The organism is Streptomyces bluensis, from assembly GCF_014650715.1.
GTDB classification, from domain to species: Bacteria; Actinomycetota; Actinomycetes; order Streptomycetales; family Streptomycetaceae; genus Streptomyces; species Streptomyces bluensis.
On record NZ_BMVM01000003.1, the window covers coordinates 75,979 to 99,695 of the forward strand.

Genomic DNA, 23,717 nt, shown 5'->3' on the forward strand with positions numbered 1-23,717 from the left:
ATAAATTCGGAGGCGTGTCGGAACCGTCCCCTCCCTCTCGTCGTCGCCGTGGCCGCCTCCTCCGTATCGGGTCGGCCCTCGTCGTTCTTCTCTCGCTCGCGGGGTACCTGGCGGTGCAGTACCTCACCGGCGGCAACGGTGCCCCGCGGTGCGAGGTCGTGTCGGGGAAGGGCGACGGCGCGTCGTACGAGTTCACGCCGGAGCAGGCCGCGAACGCCGCGACGATCTCGGCCGTGGGCACCTCGCGCGGCATGCCCGAGCGGGCGGTGGCCATCGCCCTCGCGACCGCGCTGCAGGAGTCGGGGCTGCGCAACATCACGCACGGCGACCGGGATTCGCTGGGCCTGTTCCAGCAGCGCCCGTCACAGGGCTGGGGCACCGAGGAACAGATCATGGACCCGGCGTACGCGGCGGGCGAGTTCTACAAGCACCTCGCCAAGGTGCCCGACTACACGCGGCTGCCGCTGACCGTCGCCGCTCAGCGCGTGCAGCGCAGCGGGTTCCCGGACGCGTACGCGAAGCACGAGCCGGACGCCACGCTGCTGGCCGCCGCTCTGACCGGCCGCGCCGCGGCCACCCTGACCTGCGAGGGGCGCCCCGGCGCGACCCCGAACGGCGGCCCCGACGCGGTGCGGGCCGCGCTCGTACGGGACTTCGGCCGCGGTGTGCTCCCGTCGGCCGCGACGCAGATGCGGGCCGGCGATTCCACGAGCACCGCCGGGTCCCCGGACGCCGCCTCCGCTACCGCCGCCGCCCCGTCGCCCACGACCCCCGCCGCCCACGACGTCACCGTCCCCGTGCGGCCCGGCACCGGCTCCGGCGCCGACTCCGAGGCCTCGGTCCGGCGCCGCGGCTGGGAACTCGCGCACTGGGCCGTGGCCAACTCCTCGGAGCTGCACATCGAGCGCGTCACGTACGCGGGCCGGGAGTGGGTCGCCGGCGGTCGGGCGGGGGCGTGGCGCACACCGGCGGACGGCGGCGCGGGCGGCGGGCGGACCGGCCTCTCGCACGTTCGAATCGTCACTGGACAGTAGTGGCCGACGGTCATCCTCAGGGGGTATGTCGGGCACGCACGGTGGACGATGTGCGCAAATTTCCGCCCCCTCACCCGGGCCACCGCGTGAAGCCCTGCGAATCCGCGAGAACCCTTGGGAACAAAGGGCTCTGAGGATTCCGTCGGCTTGCCCGCGGGATTCACTTTGCCCGTTTTCCTCCGCATCTGATAATGCGATACATTGCCAATTCTTTACGTGGCGCCACCGCAACTTTCGGGGCCTTCGAGCGGTAGTCACTGCGTCCGAGCCCGGACGATCAAGGGTCGATCGGCGACCAGCCGCTTCAGCCCCCGGGAACGGGCGGACACTTCAACGTTCCCTCCCGTCAAAGGAGCATCATGACCCTCCCCCTGACCCACCGGATCGCCCGTGCCGCGCTGCTCACCGCAGCGGGAGCGGCCTCCGTGGTCGGTGCGGCCGGCTCCGCGAGCGCGGCGCCCGAACTCCCGGCCACCCCGAACCTCGGCGGACTGTCCACCCTGGACGGGGCAAGCGTCGGCAACACCGCCGACGACGCGGCGCAGAAGGTCACCGGGCTCGCGGGCAAGACCGGAGGCAAGGCCGTGAGCAAGGCCGTGCCGGCCGCCGGCAGGACCGGTGGCAAGGTGGCCAAGACCATGGCGCCGGCCGCCCAGAAGACGGCCGGGGTCGCGGCGGGCGAGGCCGGTGGCCTGCTCGGTGAGACCGCGAAGGCGGCGGGCGGCAGCCTGCCCACCGGCTCCGTCGGCAAGGGCAACACCCTGCCGGCCAAGGCCACGCCGCTGAAGGGCGGCCTGCCGCTCGGCTGACGGACGGCAGCACGACCGGTACGCAGGCCAGGAGGGGCCGGGGAACGTTTCGTTCCCCGGCCCCTCCTTCGCTGTCCGGTCCCTGCGGTGCGCAGGGGCGTTCGGGTGGGCGTTCAGTGGGCGGTCAGTGGAGCCGCTCCACCGCCGCGGCCACCCGCTCGTCCGTCGCCGTCAGCGCCACGCGGACGAACCGGTCGCCCGCCGGACCGTAGAAGTCGCCGGGCGCGACCAGGATCCCGCGCTCCGCGAGGTGGGCCACCGTGTCCCAGCAGGACTCGTCGCGGGTCGCCCACAGGTAGAGGCTGGCCTCGCTGTGCTCGATACGGAAGCCGTGCTTCAGCAGCGCGTCACGCAGGAGGGTGCGGCGGGCCGCGTACCGCTCCCGCTGCTCGCGGACGTGTGCGTCGTCGCCCAGGGCCGCGACCACGGCCGCCTGGGTGGGCGCGGCGGTCATCATGCCGCCGTGCTTGCGGATCTCCAGGAGCGGGCCGAGGACGGCGGGGTCACCGGCCAGGAAGGCCGCGCGGTAGCCCGCCAGGTTCGACCGCTTGGACAGGGAGTGGACCGAGACGATCCCGTCGTACGAGCCGCCGCAGACGTCCGGGTGCAGAACGCTGACGGGGTCGGCCTCCCAGCCCAGCTCGATGTAGCACTCGTCGGAGAAGACGAGGATGCCGTGCTCGCGGGCCCAGGCGACGATCCGGGTCAGCTCGTCCTTGCCGAGGACCCGGCCCGTGGGGTTCGAGGGAGAGTTCAGCCACAGCAGCTTCAGACCGGCCGGGTCCAGCTCCGTAGGGTCGTCGTACGCCACGTGGTCGGCGCGGGCGAGGCGGGCGCCCACCTCGTACGTCGGGTAGGCCAGCCGCGGGTAGGCCACCCGGTCGCCGGGGCCGAGGCCCAGTTGCGTCGGCAGCCAGGCGACCAGTTCCTTCGAGCCGACGATCGGGAGGATGTGGCGGTGGGTGACCTCGCGGGCGCCGAGGCGGCGCTCCACCCAGCCCGTGATCGCGTTCCGCAGCTCGGGGGTGCCCCAGACGGTCGGGTAGCCAGGGGAGTCGGCCGCGGCGACCAACGCCTTCTGGATCAGGTCGGGAACCGGGTCCACGGGGGTGCCGACGGAGAGGTCGACGATGCCGCCCGGGTGAGCTGTGGCCGTCGCCTTGTAGGGCTCCAGCTTGTCCCAGGGGAAGGCGGGGAGGCGGTCGGAGACTGCGGACACGGGATCTGGCTCACTTTCTCGTACGTACGCCTCGGTCCCGTACGGCGATCAGGGCGATCGGACCGTACGGGACCGGGGTTGCGCGGGTGAGGGCCGCTCAGTGCTCTTCCTGGTTCATCGGGGGCAGGCCCGCGATGAAGGGGTGGTCACGCTCGATCAGCCCCAGCTTGCTCGCGCCACCGGGGGAGCCCAGCTCGTCGAAGAACTCGACGTTCGCCTTGTAGTAGTCCTTCCACTCCTCCGGGGTGTCATCTTCGTAGAAGATCGCCTCGACCGGGCAGACCGGTTCACAGGCACCACAGTCGACGCATTCGTCCGGGTGGATGTAGAGGGACCGCTGCCCCTCGTAGATGCAGTCGACCGGGCACTCCTCGATGCACGCCTTGTCCTTGACGTCGACACAAGGCTCTGCGATGACGTAGGTCACGCTGTCGTTCCTCCTCGATAGGGCGCTGGCGGGCCTCCTCAGGCTCCGCCGCCTGGCGCGCGGGAGCGCGGCGTCGTCGATGCCCGCACCTAGTATCTCCGTTCTTGGGCATGATCCGAACAGGAGGGGTGGACCGACCCGTGGAATTCTCTGCCGGCGGACGGCTCGAAGTCCGTGTCACCGCTGCTGACGTGGGTAAACGCGTCTCGGTACGGCAGCTGGACGAAGATGCACCCAAGGGTGAGAAGTTCACCGACACGGTGGGCGTTCTCACATCATGGGACAACGGCGTGCTGGTGATCACACGGCGGACGGGTGAGCGGGTCCGGATCGCGGAGTCGTCGCTGGTGGCGGGCAAGGTCGTCCCCGCGGCTCCGGCGCGCCGGCGGGGGCCCGCGGCCTCGTACGCGGAACTGGCGCGAGTGGCCGCGCGCGGCTGGCAGGCGGTGGAACGGGAGCGGCTCGGCGCGTGGGAACTGCGGGCCGCAGCCGGATTCACGCGGCGCGCCAACTCCGTGCTGCCGGTGGGCGATCCGGGGCTGCCGCTGGACGAGGCACTGGCGTCCATACGCTCCTGGTACGCGGCCCGTGGGCTCCCCGCCTATCTGCAGCTCGCCACCGGCGCCGAGGGCACGCAGGAGCCGCTGTGCGTGGAGCTGGAGCGGCGGGGCTGGACGCGGGAGGTGACGGCCGAGCTGTGGATGGGGTCGCTGGCTCCCGTCGCCGACCACGATCTGCCCGGCGGAGTCGTGCTGTCGCGGGTGGTGGACGAGGCATGGCTGAGCCGCTACCAGCGCAAAGGGATGAGCGAGGTCGCGTTGACGGTACTCAGAAGTGGGCCTTCGGTGTGGTTCGCGACGGTGCCGGGGCCTGCGGGGGCGCCTCCGGCGGCCATCGGGCGATGTGTGGTGGACGGCCGCTGGGCGGGGTTCGCGGCGGTGGAGGTCGATCCGTCCCGTCGCCGTCAGGGCCTCGCCACCGCCGTCATGACCGCCCTCGCCCGCCAGGCCCTGGACGAGGGCGCCTCGGCCGGCTGGCTCCAGGTGGAGAAGGACAACGCGGGGGCGCGGGCGCTGTACGCGGCGCTGGGCTTCGGAGCACACCACGAGTACCACCACTATCGGGAGCCGGATGTGCCCGGTGCCGGCCCCGGCGGTCGCGCCGACGAGTCGTACCGATCGCCGTGACCGGGCACGAGCAGGACATGGGTGCTCCACGGCCTCCGGAGCCGGAGCGGGCCGCTGAGGTGCGGCGCCGGTTCGGGGAGGAGGCGCGGGCCGAGCGGCCGGATCTGGCGGCGCTGTGTCTGCTGGTGGGGGCGGCCGGGGACGGGGCGCTGGACGAGGCCGGGGAGGACGCGGCGCAGATCGAGCTGGACCGGCTGGCCGGTCAGGTGCCGTTCCGGCCCGGCGGCCCCCGCTCCTGGGCGCACGCGCTGGCCGAACTGCTCGGCGGGCGCCACGGGTTCCACGGGACGCCCGGGGACTACCGGCGGCTGGAGTCGTCGTTCCTGCACGAGGTGCTGCGGCGGCGGCGCGGTCTGCCCATCCTGCTCTCGGTGGTGTGGATGGAGGTCGCACGGCGAGCGGGCGCGCCGGTGTACGGAGTCGCCCTGCCGGGACACTTCGTCGTGGGTTTCGGGCCCCCCGAGGACAAGGTCCTCGCCGATCCGTTCAACTCAGGGCGTGTCCTGACCGGTGGGGACGCGGAGCTGCTGGTCCAGGGGGCCACGGGCGCGGCGCTCGAACCGTCGATGCTGGAGCCCGCCGCCCCGCTCGACGTGGTGCGGCGCGTCCTCAACAACATCCGCGCCTGGGCCGCCGCCCGCCCCTACCGGTCGGACGTCTCGCTGTGGGCCGTGGAGCTCTCTCTGCTCCTGCCCTCCCACCCCGCCCACCTGCGCCACGAGCACGCCCAGCTTCTCGTCCGGCGCGGCGACTTCCTGCGGGGCGCCGCCGAACTCGACGCGTACGCCGAGGTCGTCTCGGCCGTCGACGAACCGGCCGCCGACCGGGTGCGCAGCCAGGCACGGGCGGCGCGGGCGATGCTCAACTGAGCCGGCGCACCGAGGGAACGTCGCCGAAGGGCACTCGGTCGGGACCGGGTGCCCTTCGGTGAAGTGATGGTCAGGCGGTCAGGCGGTCAGCTCGGGTTCGTCTCGATCACGGCCGTGCGCTCTGCGGGCGTCTTGCCGAGAAGGGCCGGGCGCAGGGCGCCGATCACGTCCTCGGGGGTCACCGGGGTCTTCTTGCCGTTGCCCCGCGTGATCAGTACGCCGTCGAAGGTTCCGCCGTACAGTTCCTTGAGCGCGGCCCTGTCGTAGTACTCGACGAGCTTGCCGTCCTGAGCCTTGACTCCGAGGAACTTCCACAGCGAGTTCTCCGGGCTGAACCTGACCTCCGCCGCACCCGCCTTGACCGTGACTATGCCGGACATCGCGGGCTTCGCGAACTCCGTCATCATCCGGTCGACCTCGGCCTTGGGGACCGAGGGTTCCCTGGTGGCGGTGGGGAGTGACACGGGGTCGGTCGTGCCCACCTCGACCTGGGTGCGGTAGGCCTTCTCGACGGCCCGCGTGGCCTGGTCGACGGCGATGCCCTTGCCCGCCTTGCCGTACACGGCGACGGCCCTGCCGGACTCGAACTTGATCGTGCCGTCGCTGGCCGAGCCGGAGCCGCCCGCGGCCCGCTCCAGGGCGGCCCGCAGCTTCTCCCCGTCGACGGGCATGACGGGCTCGATGACCCGCTGCTGGCCGAACAGCGAGCCGATCACCGACACCGGGTTGTAGTCGCTCTTCGCGGCGGCGCCGACCGTGGCGTCGGCGTCGAGCTGGAGGCCCGCCTGGTCCGGCCGGAGCGACACGGTGTCGCCGTCGACGGACAGCCTGAGCGCCTTGTCCGTGCGGTCCCCGAGGACCTTGTCGAGCTTCTTGACGGCGTCGTCGCGGGTACCGCCACCGATGTCGACGCCGAGCACGGTGGTGCCCTTGGGTACATCGGAGTGGTTCATGAGCAGCCCGGCGCCGTACACGCCGGCCGCCACGAACACGAGCCCACCGCCCAGCAGCACCAGCTTGTTGCGGCCCTTCTTCTTGGGCGGCTTCGAGGAGGCGGCCGGCTGCGCGGGCTCCGGCAGCTTCGGCGGGGTGTGCGGCCCCGACTGCCCACCGGAGGCGCCCGGTCCGAAGCGCGCGTCCTGGGAACCGGGCGGGACCACCGGAATGCCGCTGGTCAGGGTGTCCCCGGAGACGTTCTCCCGGGGGCCGCCGGGGACCTGGGCGCCCGGGTCGGGCGCCGGGCGCTGCGGCGTGAGGATCGCGGTGTCGTCGCTGAGGCCGCCGCCGGGGGCGGAGAAGTCCTGGCCGGGAGCGCCGAAGGGTGCCCCGCCGTTTGGGCCGCCGCCCGGACGTCCGGCGCCCGTGCCGGGCCCGCCGGGGGCGATGCCCAGGGCTCCGCCGGGGCCCAGGCCGGAGCCGGGAGGGGATGTCAGCGCTCCGTCGCCGGTGACCGGGCCGCCGGTGGGACCGCTCGGCCCGCCCGTTCCGGCGGGCCCGCGCCCGCCGTCCCGGCCGTTCGTGCCGCCGTCCGAGAAGTACGGCAGGTCGTCGCGCCCTCCCGTGCCGCCGTCGGGCGTGGCTCCGGGGCGCGAGCCGGCCGTCAGCGCGGCCGACACGTCGAAGGAGCCGGTGCCGCCGCCGTGGCCGGGTGCCACGGGTCCGGCGCCGGTGGCACCGGGGAGCCCGGCACCGTTCGCACGCGGGCCGCCGCGGCGTGGAAGACCTCCCGCGGCGCCCGCGCCGGATCCGTTCGCCGAGCCGTCCTGAGGACCTGTCGGCCCCCCGCTCCAACCCGCCGGAAGTCCGGCCCCGTTGGTGGCGCCGCCGCCCGAACCGGCCTTGGCCGCGCCGGGCCTGCGTGGCGCAAACCAGTCGCTGGTCTTGTCGTCGGCCGGCGCGGCGGGCTCCGGTGAGGGCGACGGGGTGTCCGTGAGCACGGGCATGCTCGTGGTGCCCGTGGTCTCCGACTCGCCGACGGTGTCCTCCGGCGCCGTCTCGGCCTCCCCCACCGGCGTGCGTACGACGACCGGCGGGATGGGGCGCGACCCGGGGATGTTGATCCGGACACGCGTGGTCAGCGTGGTCTGCGTGGTCTCGGACTTGCGATCCTCCGGCCGCGTGCCCGCCGCCGAACGGCCCGGGGCACCGCCGCCGTCGGAAGCCATGGGGGTCCCGTACGGCGGGGTCCCCGACGGGTACGAGGCTCCTCCGTGCCCGTTGGGCCCGGAGGACGAAGTGTCAGTTTCACGACTCAAGGCAGGTTCTCCCGATCGGCTTCGCCGCTCGCGACGACCTCACACGTCGGGCGGCTCGGCGGCGCGCACCACCATACTGGCCACTTCTCGCCCGTATCCCACGACCGCCGGGGAAACCCACACGGGCCCTCCACCGGCGCTCAGTGGCGAAGTGGTACGTCACTTGGCAAGTCGGGCACCGGGACTGTTCGGTTGCCGCCCCGGGCCAAGCGTGGCACACATCACAGCGACCGCCATGCCGCCGAGCAGGAAGAGGTACGAGACGACTCCCGCGGCGAAGAGGAAGTCCCCCTCGGGACGCGTGGCGGTGAGGAGGATGACGGAGATCATCCAGCCGACGGCGGGCGCGACGGCTCCGGCCCGGGTGCCCATCGCGTACGCGCCGCCCCGGAAGAGCCCCGCCGCACCCAGCAACGCGAGCAGCAGTCCGACCGGCACCCAGGCGGACTGCACCAGTGACCCGGCCGCTCCGACCACGGCACCGAGGAGCAGGAGCCCCAGGTAGGCGGCGACCCGCCCGGCCGGGGGCATCGTCAACGGCTGTGCGAGCGCGCTGCCTTGCGCGCCGCGCCCCTGCGGTCCCACCGCCTTCACCGGGCACCCGTCTTTCCGGCACCGGCCCTACGCCCCGTACGCCACGTGCGCCACATGCATCGGTCATACCCAGTCGTACGCATCAGAGGGCCGCTCCGTTCTGTTCCGGCGCCGAAACGTTCACCTCGACGCCCTGGAACAAGTCTCTCTCCCGCCCGCCCCCTTCGCGTCGGCCGCGTACCAACTCGTAGTACTCGGTGGTGAAGAGCGGCTGTGCGAGCTCGTTGGAGAGCGCGAAGAAGGGCTCGGCGACCGTGATCTGGGTGGCGTGTGCCCGCATGGCCGCGGCCTTCGCGGCGGCGAAGGCGGCGCCGTCGATCTCGGTGGTGACGATCCGGTCGTCGACGACTCCGGGGACGTCGATGACGGAAGCGGCCCTGGTGAAGGGCAGCCGTGCGGGCTCGGCGAGAGGGCGGGCCGGGTCTCGTCCGGCAGGCGCCGCTTCCGACTCAGGGCCCAGGGCCTCGCGGAGCCGGGCGAAGCCCTCGGCGGCCACGGAGCGTGGCACCCGGTTCCAGTAGATCTTGGCGATCTCCCAGGGTTCGCCCAGGTCCGTACGGAAGCCGGGGTCGGCGGCGAGGTCGGCGGCGCGCATGGCGACGCGGTGGGCCTGGATGTGGTCGGGGTGGCCGTAGCCACCGTTCGGGTCGTAGGTGACGAGGACCTGGGGGCGGACCTCGCGGATCACCTCGACGAGCAGGGCCGCGGCCTCGTCGACGTCGGCGGCCCAGAAGGCGCTCTCGCGGTCGTTCTGCTCGACACCCATCATCCCGGAGTCGTGGAAGCGTCCGGGACCGCCGAGGAAGCGGTGGTCGGTGACGCCGAGCTGCTTCATGGCCTCGGCCAGCTCGCCCTCGCGGTACGGGCCCAGCGCGTTGTCGCGGTCGGGCGCGAGATGGGCCAGGTGGGGCGGGATGACCTCGCCCTCCTCGCCGCGCGTGCAGGTCACCAGCGTCACCTGGGCGCCCTCGGCCGCGTACTTGGCCATGGTGGCGCCGTTGTTGATCGACTCGTCGTCCGGGTGTGCGTGCACAAGGAGCAGACGACGGGCGCAGCGAGATGGGGGTCCCCCCGGCCGAGGGCTGGGGGAGGGCAGATCGCTCATGGGCCCACCCTACGAGGCGACGCCCCGCGCCACGGTGGGCCCGGACCCTTCACAGGGTCGGGCCGGTGGGGGCGCGGGGCGGGCCCGCAGTCAGAACTTGATGCCGCCGATCATGCCGGCGATGTTCGTCGTGAGCTCGCTGATCGTCGGAGCGATGGTCGACGAGGCGAGGTAGAAGCCGAGGAGGATGCAGACGGCCGCATGGCCGCCCTTCAACCCCGATTTCTTGATCAGCAGGAAGACGATGATCGCCAGCAGCACCACCGCCGAAATCGAGAGTGCCACGGCGGCTCACCTCCTATAGAACAGAGCACCGGAATATGTAAATCGACACAACAGCCAGCAGGTTCATACCCACTTGGCGGTAGTGATCATAACTATCGGTACGCGCGCATCGATCGGCGCACAGCCGCACAAGGGGGCGCATGGCCAATATGGTCGGGTCATGACGACCGAGCCCGAATCCTTCCCCCGGCGGCAGGCCCGCACCCAACGCTTCACCCTCGGCGCGCCGCGCGCCTTCGCCATCGCACCCGACGGTTCCCGTGTCGTGTTCCTGCGGTCGGCCTCCGGCACCGACCGCGCGAACAAGCTGTGGGTGTACGACATGACGGACGGCGACGAGCGCAGCGAGATGGGGGTCCCCCCGGCCGCAGGCTGGGGGAGGATCGCCGCCGATCCGGGCGCCCTGCTGGGCGGCGCCTCCGAGGAGTTGTCCGCCGAGGAGCGGGCACGCCGCGAACGCAGCCGTGAGGGGGGCGCCGGCATTGTCGGCTACGCCACCGACAGGGCCGTCGAGCTGGCCTCTTTCGCCTTGTCAGGGCGGCTTTTCGTGGCCGAGCTGCGCGCCGGTACGGCCCGTGAGCTGGATGTCCCCGGCCCGGTGATCGACCCACGCCCCTCCCCCGACGGCCGGTACGTCGCGTACGTGGCCCGGGGCGCCCTGCGCGTCGTGGAGGCGGAGGGCGGTAAGGACCTGGCGCTCACCGAGCAGGGAGGGGAGCACGTCACCCATGGGCTGGCCGAGTTCATCGCGGCCGAGGAGATGGGGCGTTCGCGCGGTTTCTGGTGGTCTCCGGACTCGGACCGGCTGCTCGTGTCGCGCGTGGACGACACGCCGGTGAAGCGCTGGTGGATCTCCGATCCGGCGCATCCGGACCGGGCGCCGCAGGAGGTCGCGTACCCGGCGGCGGGCACGGACAACGCGGACGTACGCTTGTTCGTCGTGGACCTCGCCGGGGTGCGCACGGAGGTGCTCTGGGACCGGGAGCGCTACCCGTATCTGGCGCGTGTGCACTGGTCAGCGGCGGGTGCGCCGCTGATCCTGGTGCAGGCCCGTAACCAGCGCAGCCAACTGTTCCTGGCGGTGGACCCGGACTCGGGGACGACGCGGATGGTGCACGCGGACGAAGATTCACATTGGCTTGATCTTTTCCCCGGGGTGCCGGCCTGGACGCCCTCCGGGCAACTCGTCCGCATCGCCGACGAGGGCGGCGCCCGGGTGCTCGCCGTGGGCGAACGTCCGCTCACCGGTGCGGCGCTCCATGTCCGTGCGGTGCTCGATGTGGCGGACGAGGACGTGCTGGTCTCGGCCTCGGCGGGCGAGGCGGCCGACGACCCCGAGACCGGCCAGGTGCATGTGTACCGGGTGAACGAGCTGGGTGTGGAGCGCCTGTCGCAGGAGCCCGGTGTGCACTCGGCGGTGCGGGCGGGCGCGGTGACCGTCCTGACCTCGGCGGTGCCGGACCAGCCGGGTACGAGGGTGCAGCTGATGCGGGACGGCAAGCACGTGGCGACTGTCCCCTCTTACGCGGAACATCCCGGTCTGTCCCCGCGCGTGACGCTGACACAGGGGGGCGCACGCCGCGTACCGTGCGCCGTGCTTATGCCTACGGACTACCACGGTGACACTCCCCTGCCCGTCCTCATGGATCCGTACGGCGGTCCGCACGGTCAGCGGGTCCTCGCCGCGCACAATCCGCATCTGACGTCACAGTGGTTCGCCGACCAGGGTTTCGCGGTGATCGTCGCGGACGGGCGGGGAACGCCGGGACGTTCTCCCGCGTGGGAGAAGGCGATCAAGGACGACCTCGCGTCGGTCGTGCTCCAGGACCAGGTGGACGCCCTCCAGGCCCTGGCCGCCGACTTCCCGCTCGACCTCACGCGGGTCGCCATCCGCGGCTGGTCCTTCGGCGGCTATCTGGCGGGGCTCGCGGTACTGCGCCGCCCCGATGTCTTCCACGCGGGGATCATCGGGGCTCCGGTCACCGATCTGCGCCTGTACGACACCCACTACCAGGAGCGCTACCTCGGCCACCCCGGCGAGCAGCCGGAGGTGTACGCGCGGAACTCACTGATCGACGACTCCGGTCTGGTGGGCGCCGCGGAACCGAACCGGCCCATGATGATCGTCCACGGACTGGCCGACGACAACGTGGTGGTCGCCCACTCCCTGCGCCTGTCCTCGGCCCTCCTGGCCGCCGGCCGCCCCCATGAGGTCCTGCCACTCTCCGGAGTCACCCACATGACACCGCAGGAGGCGGTCGCGGAGAACCTGCTGCGGCTCCAGTCGGACTTCCTCAAGCGCGCCCTGAACCTGGGCTGAGCAGCGAAAACTCCACAGAGCACCGCAACCATCAATTGAGGAACCACGACGAGACACCGGCCAGGTCCGCGAAAGCGGCGCCGGTTTAGGCGCAAAAAGGGGCAACGGGCCGGGATGACATGGCGCATCCCGGCCCGTTCACGGCACCCGCACGGCCGTACGCTGTACAGACTGGACCGTCCGTATATCGGTGCCGCTTCCGTGAAGTTGCCTGTGTGTTAACGAACTTGGTGCGTATTTGTGCGGCTATTTCGGGCCGTACGCGTGCTCCTCGTGCCTCTCCTGAGCGAAAAGGCAGGCCGAGTCGTGCCGGGCGGGCCCGGCGGCGTACCGGAGCCCGGCGGGTACGGCCAGCGCCGGCACCTCCGTCTCGCACCGCTCCCGGGCCTTCCAGCAGCGGGGCCGGAAGCGGCAGCCGGACGGGACGGCGGTCGGGGAGGGCACGTCCCCGGAGAGGATGATCCTCTCCCGGTGCTCCCGCGCCCCGGGGTCCGGCACGGGCACGGCGGAGAGCAGGGCCTGGGTGTAGGGGTGCGTGGCGTGGTCGTAGATCTCGGTGTCGCGGCCGGTCTCCACGATCCGGCCGAGGTACATCACCGCGACCCGGTCGGAGATGTGCCGCACGATCGACAGGTCGTGGGCGATGACGACGTAGCTCAGCCCGAACTCGCCCTGCAGGCGCTCCATCAGGTTGACGACCTGCGCCTGCACCGACACGTCGAGCGCCGAGACCGGCTCGTCGGCCACGATGATCTCGGGCCGCAGCGCCAGCCCGCGTGCGATGCCGATGCGCTGGCGCTGGCCGCCGGAGAACTGGTGCGGATACCGGTTCACGTGCTCGGGATTGAGCCCGACCACGTCCAGCAGTTCCCGCACTCTCCTGCGCCGGTCGCCCTTGGGCGCCGCATCGGGGTGGATCTCGTACGGCTCCCCGACGATGTCGCCCACGGTCATCCGGGGGTTGAGGGAGGTGTACGGGTCCTGGAAGACCATCTGGATGTTGCGCCGGACGGCCTTGAGGGCCCTGGCGGACAGTTTGGTGATGTCCTCGCCCCGGTAGGTGATGGACCCGGCCGTCGGCTTCTCCAGGTTGACCACCAGCCGGGCGAGTGTGGACTTGCCGCAGCCGGACTCGCCGACGATGCCGAGGGTTTCGCCCTTGGCGAGCGTGAAGTCGACCCCGTCGACGGCCCGGACGGCGCCGACCTGTTTCCGCAGGAGGACGCCCCGGGTGAGCGGGTAGTGCTTGACGAGGCCGCTGACCTCCAGGATCGGTTCGCCCATGGTGTCAGCCATGCAGGCACTCCTTCCAGAAGTGGCAGGCGCTCCCGCGCTCGCCGGGGACCTCGTGCAGGGGCGGTACGTCGGTGCGGCACAGGTCCCGGGCAGCCGTGCAGCGCGGGTGGAAGGCGCAGCCGGGCGGGATGTCCATGAGGCTGGGCGGCAGGCCCTTGATGGCGTAGAGCTCCCGGCCCTTGTGGTCGAGCCGGGGGATCGAGTCCAGCAGGCCCCTGGTGTACGGATGGGCGGGCGCCTTGTAGAGGTCGTGCACGGGGGCCGACTCGACGATGCGGCCCGCGTACATCACGGCGATGCGGTCGGCGACGTCCGCGACCACGCCGAGGTCGTGGGTGATGAGGACGAGCCCCATGGTGAGCTCGCGCTGGAGCTCCGCGAGGAGGTCCATGACCTGGGCCTGGACGGTGACGTCGAGCGCGGTGGTGGGCTCGTCGGCGATGATCAGCGCGGGTTCGAGGGCCAGCGCCATGGCGATCATGATGCGCTGGCGCATACCGCCGGAGAACTGGTGCGGATAGTCCCGTACGCGTGCGGCGGCGCCCGGGATACGGACGCGGTCCATCAGCTCGACGGCCTTCGTGCGGGCGTCCTTCCTCGACATCCCTCGGTGCACGACGAACATCTCGCCGAGCTGGTCGCCGACCGGCAGCACCGGGTTCAGCGCGGACAGCGCGTCCTGGAAGATCATCGCCATCTCGGCGCCCCGGACCCTCCTTCGCTGCTCCTCCTTGAGTTTCAGCAGGTCCCGGCCCTGGAAGAGGATCTCGCCGCCGGTGATCCGGCCCGGCGGGCTGTCGAGGATGCCCATGATCGCCTGCGCGGTCACCGACTTGCCGGAGCCGGACTCACCGAGCACGGCGAGCGTCTCGCCCGCGTCCACGCCGTAACTGACCCCGTTGACGGCCCTGGCCACCCCGTCCCGGGTCCTGAACTCCACGTGCAGGTCACGCACTTCGAGCAGCATGACGACGGCTCACCTCAGCTTCGGGTCGAGGGCGTCGCGTACCGCGTCGCCGAGCATGATGAAGGCGAGGACGGTGACCGCGAGGGCGCCGGAGGGCCAGAGCAGCGCGTGGGGGGCGTTGCGGATGTACGGGGACGCGGCGGAGATGTCGATGCCCCAGGAGACGCTCGGCGGTTTCAGGCCCACTCCGAGGTACGACAGGGTCGCCTCCAGGGCGATGTACGTGCCGAGCGCGATGGTGGCCACGACGATGACGGGCGCGATCGCGTTGGGCGCGATGTGCCGCAGCAGGATGCGCATGGGGGAGGCGCCGAGGGCGCGGGCGGCCTGGACGTAGTCGTTCTGCCGGGCGGTGATGACCGAGCCGCGGGCGATGCGGGAGATCTGCGGCCAGCCGAGCAGCACCATGAACCCGATGACGGGCCAGACGGTGGAGCTGGTCACCACGGAGAGCAGGACGAGACCGCCGAGCACGACAGGGATCGCGAAGAAGACGTCGGTGACACGGGACAGGATCGCGTCCCACACCCCGCCGAAGAACCCGGCGAGCCCGCCGAGCACCGAGCCCAGGACCGCGACCCCGAGCGTGGCGCAGACGCCGACGGTGACCGAGGTCCGTGCCCCGTGGACGGTGCGCGTGTAGACATCGCAGCCCTGGCCGTTGAACCCGAAGGGGTGGCCGGGTCCGGAGCCCTGCTGGGCCTTGGCGAGGTCGCAGTCGAGGGGGTTGCCGGGGGCGATCAGCTGGGGCCAGAGCGCGATGAGGACGAGGAAGAGGATGACGAGCGCGGAGACCAGGAAGACCGGGTTGCGGCGCAGGTCGTGCCAGGCGTCGGACCACAGGCTCCGCACCCGCTCCTCAGGGGCGGCCGAAGGGACGGCCGAGGGGCCGCCCGTGGGGTCCGGGCCCCCTGCTCCCGTGCCACCCGGACCCGTGCCACCCGGCCCCCGGCCGCCCGGTCCCGTCCGGAGGACCTCCGCGTCGGCCGGGCCGAGCTCCGGGGTCCCGCCCGGGACGTACGGCGGCGGCTCAAGGTGCTGGGGCTCAGGCATAGCGGATCCTCGGGTCGAGTACGGCGTACAGGAGGTCGACGAGCAGGTTGGCGACGAGGAAGACCAGCACGAGGACGGTCACGAAGCCGACGACGGTCTGGGTGCTCTGGCGGAGGATGCCCTGGTAGAGCTGGAAGCCGACGCCGTGGATGTTGAAGATCCGCTCGGTGACGATCGCGCCGCCCATGAGGAAGCCGATGTCGGCGCCGATGAAGGTGACCACGGGGATGAGGGAGTTGCGCAGCAGGTGCCGGACGATCACCCGGTGCCGGGGCAGCCCCTTGGCGACGGCCGTACGGACGTAGTCGGCGCGGGCGTTCTCCGCGATCGACGTCCTGGTCAGCCGGGTCACGTACGCGAGCGACACCGACGCCAGCACCAGGCCGGGCACGATCAGTTCGCCGAAGCCGGCCTCCCACGACACCGACGGCTTGATCCAGCCCCACTCGACACCGAGCATCAGCTGGAGCAGCAGGCCGGTGACGAAGGTCGGGACGGAGATGACGACGAGGGTGACGAGCAGGACGCCGGTGTCGACGGGCCGGCCGCGGCTGAGGCCCATGGCCACGCCCAGGGTGACTCCGATGGCGATCTCGAAGAGGATCGCGACGATCGTCAGCCGGGCGGTGACCGGGAAGGACGTCGCCATCAGCTCGGTGACCTTCTGCCCGTTGAACGCGGTGCCGAAGTCGCCCGTGAAGACGTTGCCCATGTAGGTCAGGTACTGCTGCCAGACGGGCTGGTCGAGGCCGAACTCCTGCTTCAGCCGGGCGGCGGTCGCCGGGTCGCAGGTCCGCTCGCCGCACAGGCCCGCGACGGGGTCGCCCATCACGTTGACCATCAGGAAGATCAGCAGGGTGGCCCCGGCGAAGACGGGGATCATCTGCAGCAGTCGCCGGGCGACGTACGGTCCCACGGCCGGTCAGCCGACCTTGATCTGGTCGTAGACCGGGACGCTGAACGGGTTCAGCGCCACGTTCGACAGCCGCTGCGAGTAGCCCGCGTTTCCGTTCTGGTACCAGAGCGGGATGGCGGCCATGTCGGTCCGCAGGACCTCCTCGGCCTGGCGGAACTTCTCGACCGCCCTGGCGGTGTCGGTCTCGGCGTTGGCCTTGTCGACGAGTCGGTCGAAGTCGGGGTTGGACCACTTGCCGTCGTTGGAGGAGGCGCCGGTGTAGTAGAGCGGCTGGAGGAAGTTCTGGATCAGCGGGTAGTCCATCTGCCAGCCGGCGCGGAAGGGCCCGGTCATCTTCCGGTCGGTGATCCGGTTGCGGTAGTCGGCGAAGGTGCCGATCGGGTTGCCGACGCAGGCCTTGTCGTCGCCGAGGGCGTTGTTGATGGAGTTGCAGACGGCGTCGACCCATTCTCGGTGGGAGCCGGTGTCCGCGTTGTAGGTGATCCTGACCTGTCCGCCGGGGAGTCCGCCGCCCTCCTTGATCAGCCTCTTGGCGGCCGCCGGATCGTACACGCAGGCGGTGCCGCACGGGCCCGCCCGGTAGCCGCCCTCCTTGCCGAGGACGGGTGAGGTCCAGTCGACGGCCGGGGTGCGGGTGTCCCGGAAGATGGTCCGGGTGATCTGGACGCGGTTGATGGCCCGCGACAGGCCCTCGCGGACCTTCTCCATCCCGGCCCTGCTCCACCGCTTGTCGTAGTACGGGAAGGCGAGCGTCTGGATGATGCCGGCGGGGGCGTTGATGTAGCGGTCGCCGAGGTCGGTACGGACGTTGCGCAGCTGGGAGGCGGGGACGTCGTCGACGAGGTCGAGGTTGCCCGCCATCAGGTCCGTGTAGGCGGTGTTGTTGTCGGTGTAGACCTTCAGGTCGACGCCGCCGTTGCGGGCCTTGTCCTCGCCGGGGTAGGCGTCCCATCTGCGCAGGGAGAGCTGGGAGCCCCTGGTGTACGACTCGACGCGGTACGGGCCGTTGCCGACCGGCTTCTTCAGCCAGGCGGCGTGGTCGTCGAAGAACGCCCGGGGCAGTGGGGCGTACGCGTTGTAGCCGAGGGTGTCGGGGAAACTGGAGAACTTCTGTCTGAGCCTGACGGTGAACGTCCTGTCGCCGACGACCTTCAGTCCGGAGAGGGTGTCGGCGCTCTGCTTGCCGCCGTCGGCCGGGTGGGTCCTGTCGTAGCCGTCGATGTACTCGAAGAAGTACGCGTTGCGCTGGTTGTTCTTCAGGGAGGCGCCGTAGTTCCAGGCGTCCACGAACGAGCGGGCGGTGACCTTCTCGCCGTTGCTGAAGGTCCAGCCCTTCTTGATGGTGATCGTGTAGTTCTTCCCGTCCGTGGTGTCGACGGTCTCGGCGAGCATGTTCCTGGCCTCGCCGGTCTTCGGGTCGTACTGCTTCAGACCGCGGAAGATCATGGACAGGACCTTGCCGCCCTGCACCTCGTTGGTGTTGGCCGGCTCCAGCGGGTTCGGCGGGTCGCCCCAGGAGGAGCTGAGCACCGCGCCGGTGTCACTGCCGCCGCCCCCGCAGGCCGTCGCCACGAGGGCGAGGGCCACCGCGCACACGACCGGCCGGGCGTACGTGGCTCCGCGCATGGGGGCCTCCTCGTGACTGGTGCAGGCGCCGGGGCGTTGTTCCGTTACCGGTCAATATCCGCCCATCACGCACATGACGCACATGCACTCCGTCCGTCCGGGTGTGGCTGACCGCCATCCGGACGTACGCGCTCCGCGAGGGCCGCACCAGTCGCCTGGCTCACGGCTCGGGTGCCCGACCGGTCAGCCCGACTCCCCCCGCTCGACGCAGAACTCGTTGCCCTCGGGGTCCGCCAGGGTGACCCAGCCGCCCCCGTCGGGCCGTGTGTGGTCCGCGACCAGCGTGGCCCCGAGTCCGATCGCCCGCTCGACCTCCTCGGCCCGGGTCCGGCCCTGGGGACGCAGGTCGAGGTGCAGCCGGTTCTTCACCGACTTGCCCTCCCCCACCCGCATGAACAGCAGCGTCGGGCCGCCCGCGGGGTCCTTGATCAGGGCCTCGGGGTCACCGGGCTTGTCGTCGTCGGCCAGCGGCCGCCCGAGCAACTCGCTCCAGAACAGGCCGAGATCGTACGGGTCTCCGGTGCAGTCGATCGTGATGTGGTGGATCACTGGGTTCAACGGGTCCTCCAGAAGGCGATGACGCCGGGCCGGTTGTGGTCGCAGGGAGCCTTCCCTCCATCCGTACGCCTGTCGAGCGATTAACGCGACCACGGCTGGTCCGGCCGCTTCGAACGTGGGGTACACGCGCCGTTGACGTGCGCAGACGGCGCTGATAGACACACTCATCAACCCGGCCGACGTCACCCGTCGACGTCGCCCAGCCGACATCACCCGGCACGTCCGATCACGCCCCGTCAGTCAGTTCAACAAGCCGCCGCTGTACGAGCGATGACGCGAGGTCACGGATTCATGAACACACAGGATCAGCACGGCAGAGGGCGCCCGAACCCCGGGAGGGGCTTATCGCTCCGTAGACCCCGGCTCATCGCCGCCTCCGGCGCCGCGGCCCTCGCCCTCTCGGCCGGACTCGCGACTCCGCTCAACCCCGCACCCCGGCAGGCCGAGGCGGCAGACGGCAAGAAAGTCCTCACCGTAGCGGTCGCGCAGAGCGTCGACTCGCTGAGCCCGTTCCTGGCGACCCGCCTGGTCAGTACGAGCCTCCACCGGCTGTTGTACGAGTACCTGACCAACTACGACCCCAAGGACGCCCGCGCGATCCCCGGCCTCGCCACCAAGTGGACGCCGTCCGCCGACAAGCTCACCTGGACCTACACCATCCGCTCCGACTCCACGTGGTCGGACGGCAAGCAGGCCACGGCCGAGGACGCTGCCTGGACCTTCAACAAGATGATGACCGACGACGGAGCGGCCACAGCGAACGGCAGCTTCGTCGCCAACTTCAGGAAGGTCACGGCGCCGAGCCCCACCGAACTCGTCATCGAACTGAAGAAGCCGCAGGCCACGATGACCGCGCTCGACGTGCCGATCGTGCCCCGGCACGTCTGGGAGAAGGTCACGGACTTCTCGGAGTTCAACAACGACAAGGACTTCCCCGTCGTCGGGAACGGCCCGTTCGTCCTCACCGGCTACAAGCCCGACAGCTATGTGCGGCTGGAGCCCAACAAGGACTTCTGGCGTGGGGCTCCGAAGTTCGACGAGCTGGTCTTCAAGTACTACAAGGACGGTGACGCGGCCGTCGCCGCCTTGCAGAAGGGCGAGGTGTCGTTCGTCAGCGGCCTGACACCCGCTCAGTCGGCAGCGCTCGAAAACCAGGAGAACGTCAAGGTCAACGACGCCCCCGGCCGCCGCTTCTACGCCCTCGCCACCAACCCGGGCGCCCGTTCCAAGAACGGCGAGCGCTTCGGCGACGGGCACCCCTCCCTGCTCGACCAGCGGGTGCGGCACGCGCTGTTCATGGCGGTCGACCGCAAGACCATCGTCGACAGGGTCTTCCAGGGCCACGCGGTCGAGGGCGAGGGATACATCCCTCCGCGCTTCTCGCAGTACTTCTGGAAACCGTCGGCGAGCCAGGAACTCGCCTACGACCCGGCGAAGGCAGCCCAGCTCCTCGACGAGGCGGGCTACAAGAAGAACGGCGACGGCAAACGGGTCGGCAAGGACGGCAAGCCGATCACCTACCGCGTCCTGTGCCACGCCACCGACCCGAACGACAAGGCGGTCGGCCAGTACCTTGACGAATGGTGGGGCAAGCTCGGCATCGGCGTGACGCTCAACTGCCTCGACAACGTGACCGATCCCTGGCTCGCGGGCCAGTACGACCTCGCCTTCGACGGCTGGTCCGTCAACCCCGACCCGGACTTCGTCCTGTCGATCCACACATGCGCCGCCCTTCCCGCCACCCCGGAGGAGACCGGAGCCACCGACAACTTCATCTGCGACAAGAAGTACGACGACCTGTACAGCCGGCAGCTCGCGGAGTACGACCCCGCCAAGCGGGCGGACATCGTCAAGCAGATGGAGTCGCGGCTGTACGACACCGGGTACATGAACGTCATGGCGTACCCGAACGCCGTCGAGGCGTATCGCACCGACCAGATCAAGTCGATCCGGACGATGCCCGAGGACGCGGGCAACATCTACGGCCAGGACGGCTACTGGAGCTGGTGGTCCGCGGTCCCGGCCGACTCCGGTGAGTCCTCCGGTGGTTCCGGCTCGACCGGCGTCGTCATCGGCGTCGCCGCGGGGGTCGTCGTCCTCGCGGGCGCGGGAGTGTTCCTCGCGATGCGCCGTCGTTCCACCGCCGAGGACCGCGAGTAGCCGATGATCCGACCAGCCGTACGTACGGGCCCGAGGGCCGGCGGCGGGAGGGCCGTTCATGACCGCTGACCTGCCATCGGCACCCGTCGACAAGGCCGGAGGCACGGCCCTCGCCGGGCCTCCGGCCCCCGGACCACAGGCACGCACCAGTACCGCGTACCTGCGTTACATTGCCGGGAAAGTGGGCGGCGCCGCCGTCTCACTGCTCGCCGTCCTGGTCACCAGTTTCTTCCTCTTCCGGCTGATTCCCGGTGACCCGGTCAAGTACATGACGGGCGGCCGGCAGGTGTCGGCGGAGCAACTGGCCGCGTACCGAAGGGAGTTCGGGCTCGACCTGCCGCTGTGGCAGCAGTTCACGGACTACTGCGGCAAGGCGCTCACCGGAGATCTCGGCACGTCGTACCAGTTCCGGGCGCCCGTCATCGACAAGATCGCCGAGGCGCTGCCGAACACGCTGGTCCTCACCGGAACAGCCTTCGTCCTGTACACCGCGCTCGGCGTCTTCCTGGGCACCCGCTCGGCATGGCGCCACGGCCGGCTCGGCGACCGGCTGAACACCGGCCTGGCGCTGACCCTCTATTCGATTCCGTCCTTCTGGCTGGGCCTGCTGCTCATCATCGTGTTCTCGGTGGGCATGGGCCCGGTCCCCGGGCTTTTCCCGACCGGCGGCATGGAATCGGGCGGCGAGGAGGGCTTCGCGTACGTCATCGACGTCGCCCACCACCTCATGCTGCCGGTGATCACCCTGGTCGCGGTCGAGTACGGGCAGACGTTGCTGGTCAGCCGCTCGGCGCTGCTGGACGAGATGGGCAGCGACTATCTGACGACCGCACGTGCCAAGGGGCTCAGGGACGATCTGGTCCGGCGCCGGCACGCCGTACCGAACGCGATGCTGCCGACCGTCACGCTGGTCTTCGTCAATCTCGGGCGGACCGTCGCCGGGGTGATCCTCGTCGAGACCGTCTTCTCGTGGCCGGGCCTCGGCGGACTCTTCTACCAGGCGCTGAGCGTGCCCGACCTCCCCCTCGTCCAGGGGCTGTTCTTCGTCTTCGCCTCGGCGGTGATCGTGATGAACACGCTGGCCGATCTGATCTATCCGCTACTCGATCCCCGGGTGGGCCGATGACGACCGAAGCGACTCCCCCGGCGGCGAAGGCCGGTCCGCGGGCGCTCGCCCGGCAGCGGCGCCGCGATTCCGCCGTCCGGTTCTGGAAGCGCTACCGCACCCACCGCGCCGGGCTCCTGGGCCTGGCCGCACTCGCCCTCTTCGCCTTGGTGGCACTGACCGCGCCCTTGACGGTCGGCTCCGACGTCTCCAGTGTGACCGGCGCGCCCGGCAGCCCCATGGAGCCCCCGAGCGGGGAATTCCCCCTCGGCACCGACCGGTTCGGGCGCGATCTGCTGGGCCTGCTCGTATGGGGCTCACGGGTGTCGCTGCTGGTCGGCCTGCTCGCGGCCGTACTGTCGGTGGCGATCGGCGCGCTGGTGGGGATCACGGCCGGACACTTCCACGGTGCGTACGCGACCGTGATGATGCGGATCACGGACTGGTTCCTGGTGATGCCCACCCTGGTGCTCGCCATCGCGCTCGCCACCGTCATGTCGCGTTCGCTCGGCACGATCGTCCTGGCGATCGGCGTGACGTCCTGGCCGACCACGGCGCGCCTGGTGCGGGCGCAGACGCTGGCGGTGGAGGCACGGCCGTACATCGAACGCGCGAAGGCCCTCGGCGGCGGCCACTGGCACATCATGTCCCGGCACGTGCTGCCCAACGTGATGCCCCTGGTACTGGCACAGACGACGCTGATGATCTCCTCCTCCGTCCTCGCGGAGGCGACCCTGGCCTTCCTCGGCCTGGGCGATCCGACGCTCGTGTCGTGGGGCGGTCTGCTCCAGGACGCGCGCGAGGCCGGTGCGGTCAGCTCCGGCGACTGGTGGTACCTGGTGCCGCCGGGCATCGCGATCGCCCTGGTCGCGCTGGCGTTCACGCTGTGCGGGCGCGCGGTGGAGTCCGTGCTCAATCCCAGGCTGGGGGTGGCCCGTTGACGCTGCTGGAGGTCCGGAACCTCGAAGTGACCTACGCGGGCGGGGCCGCCGCCGTCCGGGGTGTGGACCTGTCTCTGACGGCGGGCCGGAAGCTCGGCATCGCGGGCGAGTCGGGCTGCGGCAAGTCCACGCTCGCGCTGGCGCTGCTGAGGCTGCTGCCGTCCGGTACCCGGGTCCGTGGGGAGGTCCTGCTGGACGGCGAGGACGTGCTCGCGATGCGGTGGGGCCGGGTGCGGGCGGTCCGCTGGGCGGGCGCCTCGATCGTCTTCCAGGGGGCGATGCACTCCCTCAACCCCGTGCACCGCGTCGGCGACCAGATCAGCGAACCGATCCTGCTGCACCGGAAGGCGACGCCTGCGGCGGCGCGGAAGAGAACCGGCGAACTCCTGGACCACGTGGGCCTGCCCGCGGCGCGGGCGTCGGCGTATCCGCACGAGCTGTCCGGGGGCCAGCGCCAGCGCGTCATGATCGCCATGGCCCTGGCCTGCGACCCGCGGCTGATCATCGCCGACGAGCCGACCACGGCCCTCGACGTGATGGTCCAGGCGCAGATCCTGCGCCTGATCCAGCGCCTCGTCGCCGAAAAGGATCTAGCCCTGATCATGATCAGCCACGACCTCTCGGTCCTCGCCGACACCTGCGACCGGCTCGCGGTGATGTACGCGGGCCGGGTCGTCGAGGAGGGTCCCGCCCGGGAGGTCCACGAGCACGCCCGGCACCCGTACGGCGAGGCCCTGTCGGCGGCGTTCCCGCGCATCGGCGACCCGGCCTCCCGGTTCGCCCCGCGCGGCCTGGCCGGCGACCCTCCCGACCCGTCCGCCCTGCCCTCCGGCTGCGCCTTCCACCCACGTTGCCCCGTGGCCCTGGACACCTGCGCGACACAGGACCCGTCGCTGCGGGACGCCGGTCCGGGGCGGCGGGCGGCCTGCGTGCATGTGGAGTCCCCGATCCCGGGCCCGGCCACCGCGACAAAGGGGAACACCCCATGAGG

The 23,717-nt window shown here is 71.1% G+C and carries 21 protein-coding genes; 9 read left to right on the forward strand and 12 right to left on the reverse strand.

From position 1 onward, the window contains the following. Nucleotides 1-14 precede the first annotated feature (14 nt). Together IE262_RS10310 and IE262_RS10315 are read left to right on the forward strand one after the other, a co-directional pair. Entirely contained in the window at nt 15-1,034 is a 1,020-nt protein-coding gene (locus IE262_RS10310; RefSeq protein WP_189873013.1) for a heavy metal transporter, read from the forward strand. Nucleotides 1,035-1,393: 359 nt separating this feature from the next. Further along, on the forward strand, nt 1,394-1,843 hold the full coding sequence (locus IE262_RS10315; RefSeq protein WP_134029418.1) for an ATP-binding protein: 450 nt from the start codon (nt 1,394-1,396) through the stop codon (nt 1,841-1,843). Nucleotides 1,844-1,967: 124 nt separating this feature from the next. Here the strand turns inward: IE262_RS10315 and IE262_RS10320 are convergent, their stop codons facing one another. Next, nucleotides 1,968-3,062, reverse strand: a complete 1,095-nt coding sequence (locus IE262_RS10320) for a bifunctional succinyldiaminopimelate transaminase/glutamate-prephenate aminotransferase (protein ID WP_189873015.1) — start codon at nt 3,060-3,062, stop codon at nt 1,968-1,970. A gap of 97 nt (nt 3,063-3,159) precedes the next feature. Then, nucleotides 3,160-3,489: a ferredoxin gene (gene fdxA / locus IE262_RS10325; protein ID WP_134029414.1), complete on the reverse strand. Its 330-nt coding sequence runs from the start codon at nt 3,487-3,489 to the stop codon at nt 3,160-3,162. Between the two features lie 140 nt (nt 3,490-3,629). On the opposite strand from fdxA, the gene IE262_RS10330 reads away from it, so the two are divergent. Next, a complete protein-coding gene (locus IE262_RS10330; protein WP_189873017.1) occupies nt 3,630-4,676 on the forward strand; it encodes a GNAT family N-acetyltransferase in 1,047 nt (348 codons plus the stop codon). Between the two features lie 17 nt (nt 4,677-4,693). Beyond that, the gene (locus IE262_RS10335; RefSeq protein ID WP_189873019.1) at nt 4,694-5,545 is read left to right on the forward strand and encodes a transglutaminase family protein; all 852 of its coding nucleotides are present in this window, start codon (nt 4,694-4,696) and stop codon (nt 5,543-5,545) included. Nucleotides 5,546-5,631: 86 nt separating this feature from the next. On the opposite strand, the gene IE262_RS10340 is transcribed toward IE262_RS10335, so the two are convergent. The 4 genes from IE262_RS10340 to IE262_RS10355 form a co-directional block, all read right to left on the reverse strand. Next, nucleotides 5,632-7,800: a hypothetical protein gene (locus IE262_RS10340; RefSeq protein WP_189873021.1), complete on the reverse strand. Its 2,169-nt coding sequence runs from the start codon at nt 7,798-7,800 to the stop codon at nt 5,632-5,634. A gap of 159 nt (nt 7,801-7,959) precedes the next feature. Then, nucleotides 7,960-8,331, reverse strand: coding sequence for a DUF6113 family protein (locus IE262_RS10345; RefSeq protein ID WP_189873554.1), 372 nt, complete (start codon nt 8,329-8,331; stop codon nt 7,960-7,962). Nucleotides 8,332-8,476: 145 nt separating this feature from the next. Then, nucleotides 8,477-9,499 (reverse strand): N-acetyl-1-D-myo-inositol-2-amino-2-deoxy-alpha-D-glucopyranoside deacetylase, encoded by a 1,023-nt coding sequence (gene mshB / locus IE262_RS10350; protein ID WP_189873023.1) that lies wholly within the window; start codon nt 9,497-9,499, stop codon nt 8,477-8,479. A gap of 90 nt (nt 9,500-9,589) precedes the next feature. Further along, complete coding sequence (locus IE262_RS10355; RefSeq protein WP_134029404.1) at nt 9,590-9,784, reverse strand: hypothetical protein; 195 nt, start codon at nt 9,782-9,784, stop codon at nt 9,590-9,592. 160 nt (nt 9,785-9,944) lie between these two features. Between IE262_RS10355 and IE262_RS10360 the strand changes: the two genes are divergently transcribed. Next, nucleotides 9,945-12,104: a S9 family peptidase gene (locus IE262_RS10360; RefSeq protein ID WP_189873025.1), complete on the forward strand. Its 2,160-nt coding sequence runs from the start codon at nt 9,945-9,947 to the stop codon at nt 12,102-12,104. A 246-nt stretch (nt 12,105-12,350) separates the two neighbouring features. Here the strand turns inward: IE262_RS10360 and IE262_RS10365 are convergent, their stop codons facing one another. The 6 genes from IE262_RS10365 to IE262_RS10390 all read right to left on the reverse strand — a co-directional run bounded on the left by IE262_RS10365 (nt 12,351) and on the right by IE262_RS10390 (nt 18,520). After that, nucleotides 12,351-13,388: an ABC transporter ATP-binding protein gene (locus IE262_RS10365; RefSeq protein ID WP_134030150.1), complete on the reverse strand. Its 1,038-nt coding sequence runs from the start codon at nt 13,386-13,388 to the stop codon at nt 12,351-12,353. Nucleotides 13,389-13,392: 4 nt separating this feature from the next. Continuing rightward, nucleotides 13,393-14,367, reverse strand: coding sequence for an ABC transporter ATP-binding protein (locus IE262_RS10370; protein WP_189873027.1), 975 nt, complete (start codon nt 14,365-14,367; stop codon nt 13,393-13,395). 9 nt (nt 14,368-14,376) lie between these two features. Further along, nucleotides 14,377-15,420 carry an ABC transporter permease gene (locus IE262_RS10375; RefSeq protein ID WP_229877200.1) on the reverse strand — a complete coding sequence of 348 codons (1,044 nt, stop codon included), beginning with the start codon at nt 15,418-15,420 and terminating at the stop codon, nt 14,377-14,379. Beyond that, the gene (locus IE262_RS10380) at nt 15,413-16,336 is read right to left on the reverse strand and encodes an ABC transporter permease (RefSeq protein WP_189873029.1); all 924 of its coding nucleotides are present in this window, start codon (nt 16,334-16,336) and stop codon (nt 15,413-15,415) included. The genes IE262_RS10375 and IE262_RS10380 overlap by 8 nt, the downstream gene beginning before the upstream one ends. Nucleotides 16,337-16,342: 6 nt before the next feature. Beyond that, the gene (locus IE262_RS10385) at nt 16,343-17,962 is read right to left on the reverse strand and encodes a peptide ABC transporter substrate-binding protein (protein WP_189873031.1); all 1,620 of its coding nucleotides are present in this window, start codon (nt 17,960-17,962) and stop codon (nt 16,343-16,345) included. Between the two features lie 183 nt (nt 17,963-18,145). Next, nucleotides 18,146-18,520, reverse strand: coding sequence for a VOC family protein (locus IE262_RS10390; RefSeq protein ID WP_229877201.1), 375 nt, complete (start codon nt 18,518-18,520; stop codon nt 18,146-18,148). A gap of 291 nt (nt 18,521-18,811) precedes the next feature. Here IE262_RS10390 and IE262_RS10395 point away from each other — a divergent pair, with 291 nt between their 5' ends. Genes IE262_RS10395 through IE262_RS10410 form a run of 4 tightly spaced genes read left to right on the forward strand, consistent with a single transcriptional unit; the run spans nt 18,812 to nt 23,715 of the window. Continuing rightward, complete coding sequence (locus IE262_RS10395; RefSeq protein WP_189873035.1) at nt 18,812-20,680, forward strand: ABC transporter substrate-binding protein; 1,869 nt, start codon at nt 18,812-18,814, stop codon at nt 20,678-20,680. 58 nt (nt 20,681-20,738) lie between these two features. Next, a complete protein-coding gene (locus IE262_RS10400) occupies nt 20,739-21,806 on the forward strand; it encodes an ABC transporter permease (RefSeq protein WP_189873037.1) in 1,068 nt (355 codons plus the stop codon). Then, nucleotides 21,803-22,726: an ABC transporter permease gene (locus tag IE262_RS10405; RefSeq protein ID WP_189873039.1), complete on the forward strand. Its 924-nt coding sequence runs from the start codon at nt 21,803-21,805 to the stop codon at nt 22,724-22,726. The genes IE262_RS10400 and IE262_RS10405 overlap by 4 nt, the downstream gene beginning before the upstream one ends. Further along, on the forward strand, nt 22,723-23,715 hold the full coding sequence (locus IE262_RS10410; RefSeq protein ID WP_189873041.1) for an ABC transporter ATP-binding protein: 993 nt from the start codon (nt 22,723-22,725) through the stop codon (nt 23,713-23,715). Before IE262_RS10405 ends, IE262_RS10410 begins: the two co-directional genes overlap by 4 nt. The last annotated feature ends 2 nt before the right edge of the window (nt 23,716-23,717 follow it).

Excerpts from the sequence above, each read along its gene's own strand:
- IE262_RS10345 (WP_189873554.1), bottom strand. The coding sequence starts at position 8,331 with ATGCCCCCGGCCGGGCGGGTCGCCGCCTACCTGGGGCTCCTGCTCCTC.
- IE262_RS10370 (WP_189873027.1), bottom strand. The coding sequence starts at position 14,367 with ATGCTGCTCGAAGTGCGTGACCTGCACGTGGAGTTCAGGACCCGGGAC.
- IE262_RS10385 (WP_189873031.1), bottom strand. The coding sequence starts at position 17,962 with ATGCGCGGAGCCACGTACGCCCGGCCGGTCGTGTGCGCGGTGGCCCTC.
- IE262_RS10335 (WP_189873019.1), top strand. The coding sequence starts at position 4,694 with ATGGGTGCTCCACGGCCTCCGGAGCCGGAGCGGGCCGCTGAGGTGCGG.
- IE262_RS10315 (WP_134029418.1), top strand. The coding sequence starts at position 1,394 with ATGACCCTCCCCCTGACCCACCGGATCGCCCGTGCCGCGCTGCTCACC.
- mshB (WP_189873023.1), bottom strand. The coding sequence starts at position 9,499 with ATGAGCGATCTGCCCTCCCCCAGCCCTCGGCCGGGGGGACCCCCATCT.
- IE262_RS10395 (WP_189873035.1), top strand. The coding sequence starts at position 18,812 with ATGAACACACAGGATCAGCACGGCAGAGGGCGCCCGAACCCCGGGAGG.
- IE262_RS10365 (WP_134030150.1), bottom strand. The coding sequence starts at position 13,388 with ATGGGCGAACCGATCCTGGAGGTCAGCGGCCTCGTCAAGCACTACCCG.
- IE262_RS10400 (WP_189873037.1), top strand. The coding sequence starts at position 20,739 with ATGACCGCTGACCTGCCATCGGCACCCGTCGACAAGGCCGGAGGCACG.
- IE262_RS10360 (WP_189873025.1), top strand. The coding sequence starts at position 9,945 with ATGACGACCGAGCCCGAATCCTTCCCCCGGCGGCAGGCCCGCACCCAA.
- IE262_RS10405 (WP_189873039.1), top strand. The coding sequence starts at position 21,803 with ATGACGACCGAAGCGACTCCCCCGGCGGCGAAGGCCGGTCCGCGGGCG.
- IE262_RS10375 (WP_229877200.1), bottom strand. The coding sequence starts at position 15,420 with ATGCCTGAGCCCCAGCACCTTGAGCCGCCGCCGTACGTCCCGGGCGGG.